This is a genomic window from Siphonobacter aquaeclarae, assembly GCF_900103285.1.
Taxonomy (GTDB): Bacteria; Bacteroidota; Bacteroidia; order Cytophagales; family Spirosomataceae; genus Siphonobacter; species Siphonobacter aquaeclarae.
In genome coordinates this window covers 151,876-168,703 of the sequence record NZ_FNGS01000006.1, presented here as the reverse complement: position 1 = coordinate 168,703, position 16,828 = coordinate 151,876, and the positions used below count along the sequence as shown (strand labels likewise).

Sequence of the window (16,828 nt, the reverse complement as noted above, 5' to 3'; positions counted from 1 at the left end):
TGTCTGTGAGAAAAAATTGATTCTCTCACAGACAGCACAGAATACACAGAAAGCCAACTACTCATCCATGTTTGGTATTGACCGGCTTCTTCAGGAAGCTCCCATTTGGAAAAAGGCCCGGATCGGCCTGGTCACCAACGAAGCAGCGACTACCCGGCGCGGTATTCCCACTCGCAAAGCCCTGATCGATCAGGGCTTTTCTCTTACGGTACTCTTTTCGCCCGAACACGGTCTTGATACCCGGGGCGTCGACGGCGCAAAGATGGATCATGGTCAGGATGCGTTGACAGGCCTGCCGGTTGTCAGCCTCTATGGCGATCAACTGGCGCCGTCGGCAAAAGACCTCGCCGCTCTCGATGTCCTGCTGTTCGACATTCCCGACGTTGGCTGCCGGTTTTACACCTATCTCTGGACGCTGACGCACGTGCTGGAGGCCTGCGGGCGCACAGGTACGCCGCTGGTGGTGCTCGACCGGCCCAATCCACTTTCCGGACGTATGGACCTCGCCGAAGGACCCCGGCTGGCAGCGTCGTGTACCTCGTTTATCGGTCGCTGGGATATCCCGCTGCGGCATTCCTGTACGCTGGGCGAGCTGGCCATCTATTTCAACGCAGTACGCGGGATCGGAGCGACGGTAGAGGTGATACGTAGCGAAACGTGGCGGAGAAGGCAGTTTCAGCCGGAGGGGGGACTGCCGTTCGTCCCTACTTCCCCGGCGATACGGTCTTTTGCTTCGGCGTTGGTTTATCCGGGGCTGGGACTACTCGAAGCCACCAACGTCAGCGAGGGCCGGGGAACAGACTATGCCTTCCAGGTTGCAGGAGCGCCCTGGCTGACGGATCTGTCATTACCCGGCGCGATACCCTGGTCGTTTCGTCCATCTGAAAGTAAGTATGCAGGAGAGCTATGCCGGGGATTGTGGTTTCCCGTCGCCGATCCAGGTACTTTTCATTCGGTCGAAAACGGATTCCGGTTACTGCACGCGCTGCGACAGGTACCGGGTTTCGCCTGGAATACCTATCCGACGCACGTCAACCCCACAGGCGGTGGCCACCTTGATTTGCTGACGGGTATCCCCGAGAGCGAATCCCTGCTGACAGAAAAAGACCTGCCTGCCTCGCTGCCGGCCCTGCTGGCTGTACCGGAATGGGCTGTTGAGATAGCCCCTTACCTTCTTTATGACTGATAGTCAGAAGAATACGGAATCACCAGACTTACCAGCGTACCATTCCGGGAGGATACCGACAACCTGCCTTCGAGCTGGTCGCACAATAGCTGGATGAGGCGCTTGCCGAAGGTACCGGCATCTTTCTGCCAGCCGTCTACTCCGGGACCGTTGTCGCCCACTTCCAGCAATAGCTCGTCCGATTCTTCGAGGCGGACGGTCAGGCGGGGATCGTCGATTTGTTCGAAGGCGTGTTTGAAGGAGTTGGTGATGATTTCGTTGAGGATGAGTCCTACCGGTACGGCAGTTTCAACGTCAAGCTCTACCGGCGCGATATCCAGTTCGAGTCCGATTTGTTCTCCCGAAAAACCGTAGGAATGAATCAATCCGTTGACCAGGTCGTGGATATAGTCCCGCATGTTGACCCGCGTCACGTTCTCGCCCTGGTATAGCCGCTGATGAATGAGGGACATGGCCTCAACGCGCTGCTGCCCGTCTTTCACCGCCCGGATCGCCTCCTGATCCTCCAACCGAGAAGATTGCAGGCGCAGCAGGCCCGAAACAATGGCGAGGTTGTTTTTGACACGGTGATGCAGCTCCTTCATCAGGTTGCGGAGCTGCTCCGCCTGCTCGCCGATCTGGCGGTTGCGTTCGGTAATGAGGGTATTTTTGCGGGCCAGTTCGGCGTGGTTTTTCCGGATGACCGCATACTGCCATACCATCCCCGCCAATAGCAAAACCAGTACCCCGGTACCGATCAGCAGCCATCGAAACTGTCGTTCTTTCAGGAGATTATCTTCGTCAAGCCGGGTAATTTCACGTTCCTGCTCCCGGGTTTTGAAGCGTGTTTCGGCTTCGGTCAGTTCCTGCTGGCGGTCGGCCCGGGCGACGGTATCCTTCACTGCGCTCCACTGCCTGTAAGCCGCCAGCGCGTCCGCCAGGCGGCCTTCTTTCTCGTAAATCCGCGTCCGGATATCGTATACTTCGGTCAGAAACCGGTATTTCTCCGCCTGATCCTGAGCCCATTTCTCCCCAAGGGTGATATACTTCTCCGCATCCGCCGTACGCCCCATGCCCAGCAGGGTATTGGGGTAGTTGAGGTAGACGTAGCCGGCAAGGTAATCGTCCTTGTTTTTCTCCGCGATGGCGAGGCATTCGAGGTAGGCTTTCTCCGATTCAGCAAACCGGCCGGCATTTTTCAGGATAATGCCGCGATTCATGAGAATGGAAGGGTACAGCTCGTCGTTCTTCCCGTAAAAAGCCAGCGCTTTGCCGTTGTAGTCGAGGGCGCCGGCGTAGTTTTTCCGCTGATCCTCGACCATCGCCAGGTCCCGGTAAAACAGTGGAATGAACTCCTTGTCAGACGCTTTCAGTGCCAGTTGAAGTCCCCGCTGAAACAGCCGGCCCGCTTCATCGTACTCCTTCCGGATGACATAGGCGAAGCCAAGGTAGTCCAGCACTTTTACCTGGCCTTTGTAGTCGTTGGCTTCCGTAAAGTACTCGAGGGCTTTTCGGTAGTGGATGATCGCCCCGGAGGCGTTGCTTTTGTCGCGTTCGAGGTATCCCTGCGAAAAATGAGCCCGACCGCTCAGGATCGGGTCTTTCTGTTTGGCGGCGATGCGGAAGAGCTCGTCGATCGCCTGTTTTGCTTCCGCGAATTTGACCTGATCCCGCATCCGGCTTTCAAAATCGGAGAGGGAATCAAAGAGTACCGTCTCGGGGAGGGATCCGATTCGCTTGCGGAAATCTTCGTATTCCTGCTGGGCTGTGGCGCGGAAGCCAAGGCAAAGCAGCAACAGCACGAGCAGTCTGTAGCGGCGCATGGGGAGAAAGTCAGGACCTATTGAATCTGAAAAATACGCATAAAATCTTCCTTGAACTGCTTGCCCATCGGCAGCGTATAGCCCTCGATGTAGACTTCGCGGTCGTTGAAGCCCCGTATCTTCCGAACGTTAACAACAAAAGACCGGTGAATCCGCACCAATTTAATGATACCCAGCCGGTTAAGCGCCATACTCAGCGTCATCCGGATGGCGTATTTCTTGTCTGATGTAACGATCGTGGTATAAGCGTTATCTGCTTCCAGGAAGAGAATATCTTCTACCTCGATCCGCATAAACTGGTAGTTGTGCTTGATAAAAATGCTGTCTTCGATCCGGAGGATAGCTTCCCGCGAGAACGTATCTTTCTCGGGCAGTCGCTCGCGGGCGGCGCCGAGGTTGAAACGCTGCAGGGCCAGATCAATGGAAATCTGAAGGTTGACGGGGTTAACGGGTTTGACCAGGTACGCGGCCGGCTGGGTGAGTTTGGCGCGTTCGAGGGTTTCCTTGTCGGAAAAGGCGGTGAGGTAGATAACCGGAACAGAGCGGATGGCGAGCAGACGGCCGACGGTTTCGATTCCGTCCCAGTCTCCCTTGATCTGAACATCACACAGCACGAGATCCACAGGTTGCTCCCGGAACAGCTCCAGGGCGCGGCGTCCGTTGTGGGCAATCCCGGCCAGGTGATACCCCTCTTTCTCCAGCATCTCCCCCAAATCCAACGCTAGTACTGCTTCGTCTTCAACGATCAGTACGCGAATGCGGTTTTCAAGCATAAGGTCTTCATTTTCTGCTGGCGGACAGGTGTGGCGGAAATTACAGAATCAAAAGTAGGCACTCAGATGCTGAAAAAGCAAATTCACTTTGTCAACGGTGCGGACCGTTCCGTGCGGCACATTCCGGGTATTCCTCTCCGGAGGTACCCCAGGCCTGAAAACGAAGCAAAAAGCGGGAAGAATAAGGCAAAAAACAAACGGGACAAGCATTTGTCCCGTTTGTCCGTTTTGTTTTCTGCCGGAGTCAGAAAACTTTGATAAAGGGTCTGCGGCACCGCAAACAGAGGTACCATCGGGCGTTCAGGAAAAACAGGAGTTTTCGGACCAGAACGGGACGGCGGCGGCGTTCTGTATCGGTTGACCGGCAGTAGGGACAACAAACGGTGGCGGTGGTTGTCGTCATAGTACTTGTTTCGGAGAAATAGGCCGGAGCGGGTGGCGGAACCTGCTCCGGGCATTTCAGGGTGTGTCCCAATCTCTTGGTTACCTCAAATGGGAAAAATACCGGACAATAACTGAAGCCCTCCTTCGACTGTCCCTTCGCCCGCTTCGAGATAATTTTTAAGATATGGGTTAATTCAAATCCGGTTTGGTATCTTTTTCCTCGACCGGCTTTCCTGAGATCTCTGCGCCGGGAAGCCTGCTTTTGGAAGTTCCGGAAATTTCCCAGAACCGGCTGCGTTTAGCGATACAAGTTTAACTCCTTCTGCTACGCTGATTTTTCAAATGTAGGTGAACGACCTCTCCGGCGGGGTCAACGTCGGTATTTGGATTGCGGAATGATTTCAAGCCTTTCCGGAGATACTGTAAGCGTCTTTTCAATCTGCAATATATTCTTCGGCAAATGCCAAATAGTTCAAACTAAACTTCTGATTGAACGGCAGTTTACGATGTCATTTCCAATTGCCGCGCCTTCCGCCAGCTGAAATAGCCGACCACGCACAGCACAGTCAGCAGCACCGAGTGTGCCGTGAAGAGATACAACTCCCGGTCCCATTGCAGCCATACCGAAACGGCGTTGATCACAAACCAGTAGTACCACCCTGACAGTACTTTCCGGGCCTCCATCCAGGTAGCCAGGAAACTGAATACGGTCAAAGCAGCATCGATGTAAGGCCGGGGACTGTCCGTATACCGGCTCATCAGGATACCCGCTCCCAGCGAGAGTACGGTACAGGTAATCAGCCAGGCGATATGCCGGTTGAGACCCCATTCCGTCACCGGAACGGTTCCGCCCCTTCCCCAGTACCACCAGCCATATACGCCGGCAAGTACGTAGTAGGCATTCAGCACCGCTTCCAGGTACAGTTTCTTGTCGACATACAAAAACACGGTAATGAGGGAGGCCGCAATACCGAACGCCCAGCAGGCAACATGCCCGCGCACGAGAAGAATGAGATACAGAAGTCCGCAACCAACGGCGACGGCTTCCCAGAAAGGTAGTGTCATACGCAAAACGACACCCGCGGGAAAACCGGACGACCTTCCCTGCGCAGGCATTATCCTGATCAGGTACGACGGGTATTTCTCAGCCTTTGAACAAAAGCACCCCGGGTGTTTCGGGGTGCAATATACGCGACCCGGCATACCCGATGATCACCCGCCCGGTCCGGCACGTAAATTTTCATCCGGAATTGGGGGTTCGCACCGGATAGAGCGGTCCTTTCGTTAATTCGGGGCGTATTATTACCTCTACAAACCTCAGTCCTATGTTCCCTACCCGTTCCTACCTGCGGACGATACTCACCGGCGGAGCCACGATGCTGGCCATGACCGGCGCCTTTGCGCAAAAAGAAATCAAGCTTGTTTCGAACGAAAAAGCGCATAAAGTCGACGTGCTGGTCGACGGCAAACCCTTCACCAGCTATTTCTACCCCGGCGAAGACGTGCTGAAAAAGCCCGTGCTTTACCCGGTAGTATCGCCCAAAGGCCACCTCGTGACCCGTGGCTGGCCCCTCGACCTCCGTCCGGGCGAGCGGGTGGATCACCCCCACCATGTCGGTATCTGGTTTAATTACGAAGACGTCAACGGATACGATTACTGGAATAACTCCAATACGCCGCCGAATGCGAAGGCTAAATACGGGACCATCCGCCATACCGGTATCAAAACCAAAAAAGACGGCAAGCGGGCCGAGCTGACCGTGACGGCCGACTGGGTCGAAGACAACGGCAAAGGCCGCAAAGTACTTGAAGAAAAGACGACATATTTCTTTACGGCGACGGATAAACAACGGATCATCGACCGCTACACCCTCCTGAAGGCGACGGAAGACGTCCATTTCGGGGATGTAAAGGATGGTATGTTTGCCATCCGCGTTGCCCGCCAGCTCGAACTGCCGTCTACCAAAGCTGAGGTATATACCGACGCCAACGGCGTGACGACTTCCGTTCCGAAGCTCGATAACACCGGCGTAACAGGCAACTACCGCTCCAGCGAAGGCATCGAAGGCGCGAAAGTATGGAGTACCCGCGGCCGCTGGATGAACCTGACCGGCAAGATCGATGACGAAACGGTTTCCGTCGCCATGATCGATCACCCGAAAAACGTTTCCTACCCTACCTACTGGCACGCCCGCGACTACGGCCTTTTTGCCCTCAATCCGCTGGGCGAGAAGGTCTTTACCAATGGCAAGAAAGAGCTGAATTTCAAGCTGAAAAAAGGAGAATCCGTCCTGTTCCGCTACCGGGTGGTGATTTCTTCCGGCGGAACGACCGACGCAGAGCTGAATAAACTGGCTGACGAATTCGCTAAAAAGTAAAATACAGTACCGCTTCGGAAATCCCGGCCTTGAAGGCCGGGATTTTTTTTGCCCTTTTGTTGGAATTATCCGCTCGCTGTCAAACCTTTGTCAAAAATTAACCATTTGGTTAAACCATTCAGCCAATGGAGCAATCGACGGAAGAAAAAATACTGCTGGCAGCGGAGGAGGTATTCCTGCGGGAAGGATACGACGGAGCCCGGATGCAGCAAATCGCAGATCGGGCAGGTATCAACAAGGCTTTACTGCATTATTATTTCCGGTCCAAGGACAAGCTGTTTCAGACCATTTTCGAACAGAAATTCCGGACGTTTTTTCCGAAAGTGGAGGGGCTTATTCGGCAGGATATTCCCTTTCTCCAAAAGATATACCTGTTTGTTGACGCCTATCTGAAGATCCTGTCGGAAAATCCTTACGTCCCTCATTTCATCATCCACGGCATTCATAAACCCGAGGGCAAGGCCTTTCTCAAGCAGATTCCGCCGACGCTGGCGGCCGGCTTTGTCGGGGGCTACTACGCGGCGCAGGCGCGGGGCGAGGTGCGGGAAGTACAGCCGGTCCAGCTGCTCGTATCAGTCATGTCGATGTGTGTCTTTCCCTTTCTGGCCAAGCCGATTATCCGGGAAGTGACGGCGATGGACGAAGAAGCCTTCCAGGCCTTCATCCAGGCCCGGGCCGAAGAAGTCAAACGATACCTTGAACGTATTCTCCTCCCCTGATATGAAATCCACCTTTTTCCTTATTCCGTTTTTGATGCTGGCCGGCTGCCGCCCTGCTGAGAAGGATTTTGATGCGTCGGGTAGTTTTGAGTCGGACGAAGTCATCGTCTCCGCTCAGATCGCCGGGCAGATTTTATCATTGCCTGTTCACGAGGGCGACCGGCTATCTGCCGGCGCTGACATCGGCCGTGTCGACGCCACGACGGCTTCGCTTCAGAAAGCCCAGGTAGAGGCTTCCATCGGAACGCTCCGTCAAAAAACAGCGGATGTGAATCCGCAGCTCGCGCTCATCCGCCGGCAACTGGCGGTACAGGAAGCCCAGCTCGCCCAGCAGCTGCGGGAAAAGCAGCGGCTGACCAACCTTGTATCGGCCAGCGCCGCGCCGAGAAAGCAGCTGGAGGATATCACGGCGGTGGTCGACCAGCTCGAAAAACAGCTGGACGTCACCCGGCAGCAATTGCAGGTGACGCAGACGTCTGTCGCCACCCAGAACCGGGGTATCCTCAGCGAGCAGGCGCCGCTGGAAAAATCCGTTGCCCAGTTCGACGAGCAGATCCGCAAAGGCCACATCATCAATCCCGTTTCCGGAACGATTCTCACGCAATATGCGTATCAGGGCGAGTTTGCGACGGTTGGAAAGCCGTTGTATAAAATCGCCAACGTCGATACCCTGACTCTCCGCGCCTATGTTTCGGGCGAACAGCTTCCGGTATTGAAACTCGGGCAGTCGGTGAAAGTCCGCATAGATGACGGCAAGCAGGGTTTCCGGGAATACCCGGGAACCCTGTACTGGATTTCTTCCCAGGCGGAGTTTACGCCCAAGACTATCCAGACGAAAGACGAGCGCGCCAACCTCGTCTATGCGGTAAAAGTGCGTGTCAAAAACGACGGATACCTGAAAATCGGGATGTACGGCGAAATGCTGCTCCACTAGCCTATGATCCGGGTTGAACAGCTCAGCAAGACCTATGGGGACGTCCGGGCCGTCCGGGAGGTCTCGTTTGCCGTCGAACGCGGCGAACTCTTCGGTCTTATCGGCCCGGACGGCGCCGGAAAAACCAGTCTGATCCGGATATTGACCACGTTGCTACGGGCAGACAGCGGTACCGCGACGGTCGGCGGGTACGACGTCGTGACCGACTACCGCGCCATCCGGAATACTGTTGGCTATATGCCGGGACGGTTTTCCTTATATCAGGACCTCAGTATCGAGGAAAACCTACACTTTTTCGCAACGCTTTTCGGCACGACGGTCCGGGAAAACTATGCCGTCATCCGCCCGATCTATGAACAAATTGAGCCATTCAAAAAACGCCGCGCGGGCCAGCTATCCGGCGGGATGAAGCAAAAGCTGGCACTGTGCTGTGCGCTGGTTCATCAGCCGACGGTACTCTTTCTGGACGAACCGACGACGGGTGTCGACGTCGTTTCCCGAAAAGAATTCTGGGATATGCTGGGACTGCTGAAAAGCCAGGGAATGACGATACTCGTCTCAACGCCCTACATGGACGAAGCCTCTTTGTGCGACCGGATTGCCCTGATTCAGGAAGGAAAAATCCTGTCTGTAGACACGCCCGCGGCTATTCCCGGACAGTACCGGGGCATACTCCTGGCCGTCCGCGCCGACGAAATCTACGCGCTCCTCAAAGACCTCCGCGCCCTGCCCTGGCTGAAGAGTTGCTATGCCTTCGGAGAGTCGATTCACTGCACGGTCGGTCAACCAGCTGACGCTGCGCGGCTCCGGGAGGCGCTTACAGGCCATAGCAATCTGGAAGTCAAAGAGATACCTGCTTCTATCGAAGATTGTTTCATCCAACTGATGAACCCATGACGCCAGCCATCGTATGCCGGAATTTGACCAAGCAATTCGGCGCTTTCCGCGCAGTAGACGCAATTTCCTTTGACGTACAGCCGGGAGAAATTTTCGGCTTTCTCGGCGCGAACGGCGCGGGAAAAACAACCGCCATGCGCATGCTCTGTGGGCTGTCGTACCCGACATCGGGCGAGGCGACCGTCGCCGGATACGACGTTTACCGCGAGCAGGAAAAGATCAAACGGAAGATCGGGTACATGAGCCAGAAATTCTCCCTCTATGAAAACCTGACGGTGCGGGAGAACATTACGTTCTTCGGCGGCATCTACGGGCTTTCTGATAAAGTACTGAAAGAGAAGCGGGAAGCAATGATCGGAACGCTGGGCCTGAGCAACGAAGCCGGCAAGCTGGTAGGCTCCCTCCCCCTGGGCTGGAAGCAGAAACTGGCGTTTTCGGTGGCAGTACTGCACGACCCGGCGATTGTGTTTCTGGACGAACCCACCGGGGGTGTTGACCCGATCACGCGCCGGCAGTTCTGGGACCTGATTTACGCTGCGGCTGACAGAGGTATCACGGTTTTTGTCACCACGCACTACATGGACGAAGCCGAGTACTGCGACCGGATTTCGATTATGGTGGACGGACGGATCGAAGCCCTTGACGCGCCCCGCCTTCTGAAAGAACGCTACCACGCCGCCGATATGCAGGACGTTTTTTACCAACTGGCCCGGAAAGCCGTACGCAGCGACAACTGACCTATGAAACAGCTACTGGTTTTTGTGCGAAAGGAATTTTACCATGTCTTCCGGGACCGGCGTACGCTGCTGATCTTGTTCGGTCTGCCCGTAACGCAGATTCTGCTGTTCGGGTATGCGCTGACGAGCGAGGTCAAAAATGCGGCTATTTCGGTCGTCGACCAATCCAAAGATCCTGCTACACAAGCCATTACAGAGAAGGTACGCGCGAGTACCCATTTCAACCTGGCGTATGCCGACCAGACGGTTCATCAGCTGGAAACCCGCTTCCGGCGGAATGAAATCAAATGTGCGCTGGTCTTTCCGGAAGGTTTCGCCGAAGCCCTGACGCATACCGGAAAGGCGCGGGTGCAGATCCTCACCGACGGCTCCGACCCGAATACCGCTACCATTCTGACCAACTACCTCTCCGCTATTCTCACAGATTATATCGGGCAGCAGCAGGCCGGTATTCCCTACCGCATCGACGTACAGACGCGTATGCTGTATAACCCGGAAATGAACGGTTCGATGAACTTCATTCCCGGTGTCATGGCGTTGATTTTTATGATTGTGTGTACCACGCTGACGTCCGTCTCCATCGTCCGGGAAAAAGAAACGGGAACGATGGAAATCCTGCTGGTATCGCCGTTCCGGCCGGTATTGGTGCTGATTGCCAAGGCCATACCCTACCTGGCGCTGTCGGTCATCAATTTCCTGCTTATCCTTTTCCTGGGCGTGGTGGTACTGGATATGCCGTTGCGGGGGAATTTCTTTCTGCTGTTCGGGGAAAGTGCCCTGTTTATCATCACGTGCCTGTCGCTCGGGCTGATGATCTCCACCATCGCCAGCACACAGCAAACGGCCATGCTCATTTCGATGATGGGGATGATGCTGCCGACGATCCTGTTTACCGGCTTTTTATTTCCGCTGGAAAACATGCCCAGACCGCTGCAGATTATTTCCAATGCCATTCCATCGCGGTGGTACTACCTGATTGTCAAATCGGTTATGCTGAAAGGGCTGGGATTCGGGTATGTCTGGAAGGAGACGCTGATTCTGGCGGGTATGGCGACAGCCCTGCTGCTGATCAGCCTGAAACGTTTTACTGTCCGTCTCGGATAATGCCATGCGAACCCTGCGCTTCCTGCTTCAGAAAGAATTCCGGCAGATTTTCCGGGACAGGAGTATTCTCCCGATGATCTTCCTCATGCCGACGATCCAGCTGCTGATACTCCCTCAGGCGGCGGATTTCGATGTGCGGTCGATTACCCTGGCGGTAGTCGACCAGGATCACAGTACCTATTCCCGGCAGCTCGTCAGCAAAGTACTGGCCACCGGGTACTTCCACCTGACGGGTATGGAAACCTCGTACCAGGCCGCGCTGCGGTATGTCGAGCAGGACCGCGCGGACCTTATCCTTCAGATACCAGCCGGTTTTGAGCGGAAACTGGTCCGGGAAAATGCGCAGTCGCTTTTTGTCGCCATCGACGCCATCAACGGATCAAAAGCCAGTATCGGCGGTTCGTACCTGACGAGTATCATCGGGGATTTCAACAACCAGATCCGTTTCAAGTGGACCGGTCAGATGCCTTCTCTCCTGGATATCGTGTATTCGCACTGGTATAATCCGACGAAGAACTACAAAAACTACATGGTACCGGGGATTCTGGTACTGTTGCTGACACTGGTCGGCGGTTTTTTATCGGCACTGAATATTGTCCGGGAAAAGGAAATCGGCACCATCGAACAGATCAACGTGACGCCTATCCGGAAGTGGGAATTTATTCTGGGAAAACTGATCCCGTTCTGGGTACTGGGGCTGGTGGTTTTCACCCTCGGACTGACGATCGCGCGGTTTGTTTACGGGATTATTCCGCTGGGCAGTATTCCGCTGCTATACCTGTTTGCGGGCGTATACCTGATCGCTATTCTGGGCTTCGGATTGTTGATTTCGACCTATAGCCAGACACAGCTGCAGGCCATGTTTGTCGCCTTTTTCTTCATCATGATTTTTACGCTGATGAGCGGGCTGTTTACCTCCACCGACAGCATGCCATTCTGGGCCAGGGTACTGTCCTTTCTGACGCCGGTGACGCATTTCATCGAAGTCGTCCGGATGATTGTGCTGAAGGGAAGTACGTTTGCAGAAGTCCGGAATCAGTTCGGTTACCTGGTGCTGTTTGCCGTTTTCCTGAACGGATGGGCCATTTTGAATTACCGGAAAACCAGCTAATCCCTGCGGAAATCTTCCCGGCATTCCGCACCTTTGCGCCAATATCACCTTCCTTTGCCATGCCCAGCAGACACCTGTCAGGTCACAAGCGCATCGCGCTCGTGGCGCACGACCACAAAAAGACCGAAATCATCGAATGGGCGCTCCGAAACCGGGAAACGCTGATTCTCCATGAGCTATACGCGACAGGCACAACCGGCCGCCTGATTGAAGATACCCTGGGCGTTCCGGTGACGAAGTTACTGTCAGGGCCACTCGGTGGCGACCAGCAGATCGGTGCGATGATCGCTGAAGAGAAGCTCGACGCGATTATTTTCTTCTGGGATCCGATGGAATCCCAGCCGCACGATCCGGACGTAAAGGCTCTTTTGCGGCTTGCCGTAGTCTGGAATATCCCGATGGCATGCAACCGTGCTACCGCAGATTTCCTGCTGACGTCTCCCTACATGAATGCGGAGTACGACTCGGAGATCACCGATTACAGTACCTATCTCAAACGGCAGGTCGGATCGACATTGGCGAAATAACGCTGTCAGTAAAGAATACCCTATCATAGCAACGCGGCTGCCTCCTGAAGGGGCAGCCGCGTTGCGTATTATTTTTTTATCCGTTTTGCCGGATCAGGCCGTCAGCCCGAAAGCAGCCGTACTCTTTTGACGGTAGTACAGGATTACCGCCATCGAGAAGCCCGTGAAAGCCAGCATGGCTCCTACCCATTCAGGCGAAGTATAGCCCAGACCTGCAGCGATGGGAAGGCCGCCGAGGTAGGCGCCAAGTGCGTTTCCAATGTTAAAACCGGCCTGGCTGACAGACGAGGCCAGCATTTCTGAGCCGTTCGACACCCGGATCATCAGGATCTGGATCGGCGCGCCGAGGGAGAAAGAAATAGCGCCCGTCACGAAGGTCATCACCAGTACCGGGATTTTCCAGTGCGCCACAAAGGACACAATAATGAGGCTTATCGCCATCAGGAGAAGGAAAAGCGCGGTAGCCTTGATCGGCGAGATGTAGTCGGCGACACGGCCTGCAACCAGGTTACCAACAGCCATGCCAACGCCGGCAAGCATGAGTATAAACGTCAGTTGCTCAGGCGTAAAGCCGGACACATCGGTCAGCAGCGGGGCAATGTAGCTGAACCAGGCAAACAGCCCGCCCGTACCGATCGCAGTGATACCCAGTACGAGCCAGGGCTCTACGCGGGTAAAAAGTTGCAATTCCTTGCGGAGGTTACCATCGCCGTTGGCCGGCAGCTCCGGCAGCAGTTGTTGCAGTGAAAGCAGGGTCAGCAAGCCAACGCCGGAGATGATCACGAAGGTAATCCGCCAGCTCATGGCATGGCCGATATACGTTCCGATGGGTACCCCGATGATGTTGGCGATGGTCAATCCCGCAAACATCATGGAAATCGCCCGGGCTTCCTTGCCTTTGTCGGCGAGACGGCTGGCAACGACTGCACCGACCCCGAAAAACGCGCCGTGCGGCAGGCCCGACAGCAACCGGGTCAGCATCATCGTTTCGTAGTTGGGAGCGAAAGCAGACAGGCCGTTAAAGACTGTAAACAGCGCCATCAGGCCCATGAGGATCTTTTTCGGAGGATAGCTCCCGGCAATACCGACGAGCAGAGGCGCACCGAGTACCACACCCAATGCGTAGGCAGAAATGAGGTGACCGGCAACCGGAATGGAAATCGACAGGGATTTGGCGATGTCGGGAAGGATACCCATCATCACAAATTCCGTCATGCCGATGCCGAAACCGCCGACTGTGAGTGAAATCAAACTCTTCTTCATAATGCGATGGTCTTCAAAGGGAAAAGCGACCGTTGGGAAGCGGGACTCCGTTTTGGTTAACCGTTCCCCGAAAAAGACAATTTATACTACCTGGTGCCTTTTTCGGTGGCGGGTCAGAAAAGCGGAGCAGGTTGAAAATTGAAAAAGATCAACAGGCTCTGCAATCGCCTGTTTTCATGCTTTCCGGCCCCAACTGTTCGTTCAGCAAAGGAACTGAGAATGCCGGCCCGATGTTCCTCACACGCGCGATATTCTTTAAAAAGTACAATCATTCGGTTCCACGTTCACACTTGGCGGTGGAGAAGCGTGATATACAGGCGATTTATTTGGTCGCACGCTTGCCGGAATCGGAGGAAAAGCACTTAGTTTTAGCGCGCTGAAATTCAACTTAAACAGTCCTCTAAATCTCTTGTTCATCATGAAAAAAGCGTCGCTTTTTCTGCTCCTGGCTGTGTGCTGCAGCAGCTATGGTCCCCAGAAAGAAAAATGGGTTTCGTTGTTCGACGGGAAGTCGCTCGACGGCTGGAAAGTCGGAGAAAATGCCTCCACGTTCAGTGTCGACAATGGAACTATCAAAGTAGCCGGTCCGCGTGCCCACCTTTTCTACGAAGGCAAAGAGCAGCCCTTCAAGAACTTCGAGTTCAAGGCGAAAGTAATGACCACGCCCGGCTCCAATTCCGGCATCTACTTCCATACCGAATACCAGGAAAAAGGCTGGCCGCAGAAAGGATACGAAGTCCAGGTCAACAACTCCCATACCGACTGGAAGCGCACCGGCAGCCTGTATGATATTCAGGATGTGAAGGAAGTCTACGTGAAAGACAACGAATGGTACACAGAATCGATCAAGGTGGAAGGCAAGCACGTGACCATCAAAGTCAACGACAAAACGGTGGTCGACTACACCGAGCCCGACAACGTAGAGCGGTCTCCCGATCATAAGTACCGCGTCATCGGCAAGGGTACCTTTGCCCTGCAGGGTCACGATCCGAAGAGCGTGGTGTACTACAAGGATATTCAGGTACGACGCCTGCCCGACTGATCGTCAGCAGGTAACAGGCATAGGGCCGGGAGCAATCCCGGCCTTTTCTTTTTTGTCAGAACCGGCAGCGCCGTTGACTTCGGCCAGACAGTGAATGCGGCAAAAAAGGGGAACTTGTGTATATTCGAAGAAACATTCCCTGTTTATTCCGGAGACGTCCGACCACACATGCGAGTCATTTTCACAACCTTGCTCCTGCTGGGAGCCATCCAACCGCTATTGGGACAGCAATATCATTTCACGCACAATGATACGCTGAGAGGGTCCATCACTCCGCAACGCGCCTGGTGGGACCTTGCCTTTTATCACCTCAAAGTCAGGCTGTCACCCGCCGACAGTACCCTGACCGGAAGCAACGAGATTCAGTACCGTGTCCTTTCGCCAGAACAAACGATTCAGATAGACCTGCAGCGCTCGATGCGTATCACGCGTGTGGAGCAGGACGGGCAGGCGCTCGCCTTTCGGCAGGATGGCGATGCATACTTTGTTTCGCTTGTCAAAAAGCAGGAAAAAGGAAACCGCGAAAGCCTGACGGTCTACTACCAGGGTGCGCCGCGCGTGGCGAAGAAAGCCCCGTGGGACGGAGGTTTTGTCTACGCGAAGGACGCCGCCGGCCGGCCGTTCATCGCAACGGCCTGTCAGGGCCTGGGCGCTTCGTCGTGGTGGCCGTGTAAGGACCATCCGGCTGACGAACCCGACAGCATGGCCATCAGCATCACCGTACCGAAACCGCTGACAGATGTTTCCAACGGCATGCTGCGGAAGGTAACGGAAAACAACGACGGCACCCGGACGTTCGACTGGTTCGTCGCCAATCCGATCAACAACTACGGCGTCAACCTCAACGCCGCGGTATACGAGCACTGGTCTGAAACCTATGCAGGTCTGAAAGGTCCGCTGGCGCTCAACTACTATGTGCTGCCGGAACACCTCGAAGCCGCGAAAAAGCAGTTTCAGCAGGTACCGCTGATGCTCAAGGCGTTTGAGTACTGGTTTGGACCGTATCCGTTTTACGAAGACGGATACAAGCTTGTCGAAGTACCGTACCTGGGCATGGAGCACCAGAGTTCGGTTACCTATGGCAACCTGTTTAAAAACGGGTACCTCGGACGGGATCTTTCTGCGACCGGTTGGGGCCTGAAGTGGGATTTCATCATCGTCCACGAATCCGGGCACGAGTGGTTTGCCAACAGCATCACCAATAAGGATGAAGCAGATATGTGGGTACACGAGAGCTTTACGAATTACTCGGAATCCCTTTTTACCGAATATTATCACGGAAAAGAGGCGGCGGCGGCATATGTTATTGGCTGCCGGAAGCTCATCAGGAACGACCGGCCGGTAGTCGGCATCTACAACGTCAATCACTCCGGCTCCGGCGATATGTACTACAAGGGCGGCAATATGCTGCACATGATCCGGCAGTTGGTTAACAACGACGACAAGTGGCATAACCTTCTCCTTGGACTGAATAAGACCTTTTATCATAAGACCGTGTCGGGGGCGGAAGTGGAAGCCTATATGATTCAGTTTACGCGGCTTTCTCTGGAGAAGGTTTTTGATCAATACCTGCGGGACGTCCGTATCCCGGTACTGCGGTACCGCTTCAAAAACAACCAGCTTCAGTACCAGTGGACCAACTGTGTAGCGGGATTCGATATGCCGGTGAAGGTGAAGCTGGGGAACGCGGACCAGGTATTGAAGCCCGTCGCCGGAGAGTGGAAAACCGCGCCGGCAAAAGGTGCAACGGCGCTGGTCGTTGACGTGAATTATTATGTAAAGGCGGCTGAAGATACGACGGCTGATCAGGGGTAAAATGCCCGTCATTGGCATTCAACTCCGAAGGGGTCAAACCCTATTACTTCTTTACTCTAAAATCTTCCGGGGAAGGAAACGTGACGCGCCTCACCCGACCCCGAAGGGGTCAAACCAAACTACCTCCCTACCTCAAAAACCTTCCGAATAACCCCG

At 54.7% G+C, this 16,828-nt stretch carries 16 protein-coding genes and 1 riboswitch; of the genes, 12 read left to right on the top strand and 4 right to left on the bottom strand.

Annotation, left to right across the window (positions count from 1 at the left end; all coding sequences use genetic code 11):
- The first annotated feature begins 67 nt into the window (after nucleotides 1–67).
- Nucleotides 68–1,186 carry an exo-beta-N-acetylmuramidase NamZ family protein gene (locus BLR09_RS16625; protein WP_093204684.1) on the top strand — a complete coding sequence of 373 codons (1,119 nt, stop codon included), beginning with the start codon at nucleotides 68–70 and terminating at the stop codon, nucleotides 1,184–1,186.
- Here BLR09_RS16625 and BLR09_RS16620 read toward each other — a convergent pair.
- The 3 genes from BLR09_RS16620 to pnuC all read right to left on the bottom strand — a co-directional run bounded on the left by BLR09_RS16620 (nucleotide 1,177) and on the right by pnuC (nucleotide 5,210).
- Nucleotides 1,177–2,988 (bottom strand): sensor histidine kinase, encoded by a 1,812-nt coding sequence (locus BLR09_RS16620; protein WP_093204682.1) that lies wholly within the window; start codon nucleotides 2,986–2,988, stop codon nucleotides 1,177–1,179. The genes BLR09_RS16625 and BLR09_RS16620 overlap by 10 nt on opposite strands.
- 17 nt (nucleotides 2,989–3,005) lie before the next feature.
- Nucleotides 3,006–3,761 carry a response regulator gene (locus BLR09_RS16615; RefSeq protein ID WP_093204679.1) on the bottom strand — a complete coding sequence of 252 codons (756 nt, stop codon included), beginning with the start codon at nucleotides 3,759–3,761 and terminating at the stop codon, nucleotides 3,006–3,008.
- 885 nt (nucleotides 3,762–4,646) lie between these two features.
- Complete coding sequence (pnuC, locus tag BLR09_RS16605) at nucleotides 4,647–5,210, bottom strand: nicotinamide riboside transporter PnuC (RefSeq protein ID WP_093204671.1); 564 nt, start codon at nucleotides 5,208–5,210, stop codon at nucleotides 4,647–4,649.
- An 18-nt stretch (nucleotides 5,211–5,228) separates the two neighbouring features.
- A riboswitch (TPP riboswitch) is annotated at nucleotides 5,229–5,324 on the bottom strand.
- Nucleotides 5,325–5,470: 146 nt separating this feature from the next.
- On the opposite strand from pnuC, the gene BLR09_RS16600 reads away from it, so the two are divergent.
- From BLR09_RS16600 to BLR09_RS16565, 8 genes are all read left to right on the top strand, one after another.
- Nucleotides 5,471–6,523 carry a DUF6807 domain-containing protein gene (locus tag BLR09_RS16600; protein ID WP_245689941.1) on the top strand — a complete coding sequence of 351 codons (1,053 nt, stop codon included), beginning with the start codon at nucleotides 5,471–5,473 and terminating at the stop codon, nucleotides 6,521–6,523.
- 125 nt (nucleotides 6,524–6,648) lie between these two features.
- On the top strand, nucleotides 6,649–7,242 hold the full coding sequence (locus BLR09_RS16595) for a TetR/AcrR family transcriptional regulator (protein ID WP_093204667.1): 594 nt from the start codon (nucleotides 6,649–6,651) through the stop codon (nucleotides 7,240–7,242).
- Between the two features lies 1 nt (nucleotide 7,243).
- A complete protein-coding gene (locus tag BLR09_RS16590) occupies nucleotides 7,244–8,176 on the top strand; it encodes an HlyD family secretion protein (RefSeq protein ID WP_093204664.1) in 933 nt (310 codons plus the stop codon).
- 3 nt (nucleotides 8,177–8,179) lie between these two features.
- Nucleotides 8,180–9,073: an ABC transporter ATP-binding protein gene (locus BLR09_RS16585; RefSeq protein WP_093204661.1), complete on the top strand. Its 894-nt coding sequence runs from the start codon at nucleotides 8,180–8,182 to the stop codon at nucleotides 9,071–9,073.
- Nucleotides 9,070–9,810 carry an ABC transporter ATP-binding protein gene (locus tag BLR09_RS16580; RefSeq protein ID WP_093204658.1) on the top strand — a complete coding sequence of 247 codons (741 nt, stop codon included), beginning with the start codon at nucleotides 9,070–9,072 and terminating at the stop codon, nucleotides 9,808–9,810. Before BLR09_RS16585 ends, BLR09_RS16580 begins: the two co-directional genes overlap by 4 nt.
- Nucleotides 9,811–9,813: 3 nt before the next feature.
- The gene (locus BLR09_RS16575) at nucleotides 9,814–10,914 is read left to right on the top strand and encodes an ABC transporter permease (protein WP_093204657.1); all 1,101 of its coding nucleotides are present in this window, start codon (nucleotides 9,814–9,816) and stop codon (nucleotides 10,912–10,914) included.
- Nucleotides 10,915–10,918: 4 nt separating this feature from the next.
- Nucleotides 10,919–12,025, top strand: a complete 1,107-nt coding sequence (locus BLR09_RS16570; protein ID WP_093204654.1) for an ABC transporter permease — start codon at nucleotides 10,919–10,921, stop codon at nucleotides 12,023–12,025.
- Nucleotides 12,026–12,084: 59 nt separating this feature from the next.
- On the top strand, nucleotides 12,085–12,552 hold the full coding sequence (locus tag BLR09_RS16565; RefSeq protein ID WP_093204652.1) for a methylglyoxal synthase: 468 nt from the start codon (nucleotides 12,085–12,087) through the stop codon (nucleotides 12,550–12,552).
- Nucleotides 12,553–12,645: 93 nt separating this feature from the next.
- Here the strand turns inward: BLR09_RS16565 and BLR09_RS16560 are convergent, their stop codons facing one another.
- Nucleotides 12,646–13,815 carry an MFS transporter gene (locus tag BLR09_RS16560; protein WP_093204649.1) on the bottom strand — a complete coding sequence of 390 codons (1,170 nt, stop codon included), beginning with the start codon at nucleotides 13,813–13,815 and terminating at the stop codon, nucleotides 12,646–12,648.
- A gap of 131 nt (nucleotides 13,816–13,946) precedes the next feature.
- Between BLR09_RS16560 and BLR09_RS16555 the strand changes: the two genes are divergently transcribed.
- From BLR09_RS16555 to BLR09_RS16545, 3 genes are all read left to right on the top strand, one after another.
- On the top strand, nucleotides 13,947–14,195 hold the full coding sequence (locus tag BLR09_RS16555) for a hypothetical protein (RefSeq protein ID WP_093204647.1): 249 nt from the start codon (nucleotides 13,947–13,949) through the stop codon (nucleotides 14,193–14,195).
- A 38-nt stretch (nucleotides 14,196–14,233) separates the two neighbouring features.
- Nucleotides 14,234–14,857, top strand: coding sequence for a 3-keto-disaccharide hydrolase (locus BLR09_RS16550; protein WP_093204644.1), 624 nt, complete (start codon nucleotides 14,234–14,236; stop codon nucleotides 14,855–14,857).
- A gap of 168 nt (nucleotides 14,858–15,025) precedes the next feature.
- The gene (locus BLR09_RS16545; protein WP_093204643.1) at nucleotides 15,026–16,672 is read left to right on the top strand and encodes a M1 family metallopeptidase; all 1,647 of its coding nucleotides are present in this window, start codon (nucleotides 15,026–15,028) and stop codon (nucleotides 16,670–16,672) included.
- The last annotated feature ends 156 nt before the right edge of the window (nucleotides 16,673–16,828 follow it).

Bases quoted from the DNA above. Each gene is read 5' to 3' on its own strand.
- BLR09_RS16575 (WP_093204657.1), top strand. From the start codon at position 9,814: ATGAAACAGCTACTGGTTTTTGTGCGAAAGGAATTTTACCATGTCTTC.
- BLR09_RS16580 (WP_093204658.1), top strand. From the start codon at position 9,070: ATGACGCCAGCCATCGTATGCCGGAATTTGACCAAGCAATTCGGCGCT.
- pnuC (WP_093204671.1), bottom strand. From the start codon at position 5,210: ATGACACTACCTTTCTGGGAAGCCGTCGCCGTTGGTTGCGGACTTCTG.
- BLR09_RS16620 (WP_093204682.1), bottom strand. From the start codon at position 2,988: ATGCGCCGCTACAGACTGCTCGTGCTGTTGCTGCTTTGCCTTGGCTTC.
- BLR09_RS16585 (WP_093204661.1), top strand. From the start codon at position 8,180: ATGATCCGGGTTGAACAGCTCAGCAAGACCTATGGGGACGTCCGGGCC.
- BLR09_RS16550 (WP_093204644.1), top strand. From the start codon at position 14,234: ATGAAAAAAGCGTCGCTTTTTCTGCTCCTGGCTGTGTGCTGCAGCAGC.
- BLR09_RS16615 (WP_093204679.1), bottom strand. From the start codon at position 3,761: ATGCTTGAAAACCGCATTCGCGTACTGATCGTTGAAGACGAAGCAGTA.
- BLR09_RS16560 (WP_093204649.1), bottom strand. From the start codon at position 13,815: ATGAAGAAGAGTTTGATTTCACTCACAGTCGGCGGTTTCGGCATCGGC.
- BLR09_RS16590 (WP_093204664.1), top strand. From the start codon at position 7,244: ATGAAATCCACCTTTTTCCTTATTCCGTTTTTGATGCTGGCCGGCTGC.
- BLR09_RS16625 (WP_093204684.1), top strand. From the start codon at position 68: ATGTTTGGTATTGACCGGCTTCTTCAGGAAGCTCCCATTTGGAAAAAG.
- BLR09_RS16595 (WP_093204667.1), top strand. From the start codon at position 6,649: ATGGAGCAATCGACGGAAGAAAAAATACTGCTGGCAGCGGAGGAGGTA.
- BLR09_RS16570 (WP_093204654.1), top strand. From the start codon at position 10,919: ATGCGAACCCTGCGCTTCCTGCTTCAGAAAGAATTCCGGCAGATTTTC.
- BLR09_RS16545 (WP_093204643.1), top strand. From the start codon at position 15,026: ATGCGAGTCATTTTCACAACCTTGCTCCTGCTGGGAGCCATCCAACCG.
- BLR09_RS16600 (WP_245689941.1), top strand. From the start codon at position 5,471: ATGTTCCCTACCCGTTCCTACCTGCGGACGATACTCACCGGCGGAGCC.
- BLR09_RS16565 (WP_093204652.1), top strand. From the start codon at position 12,085: ATGCCCAGCAGACACCTGTCAGGTCACAAGCGCATCGCGCTCGTGGCG.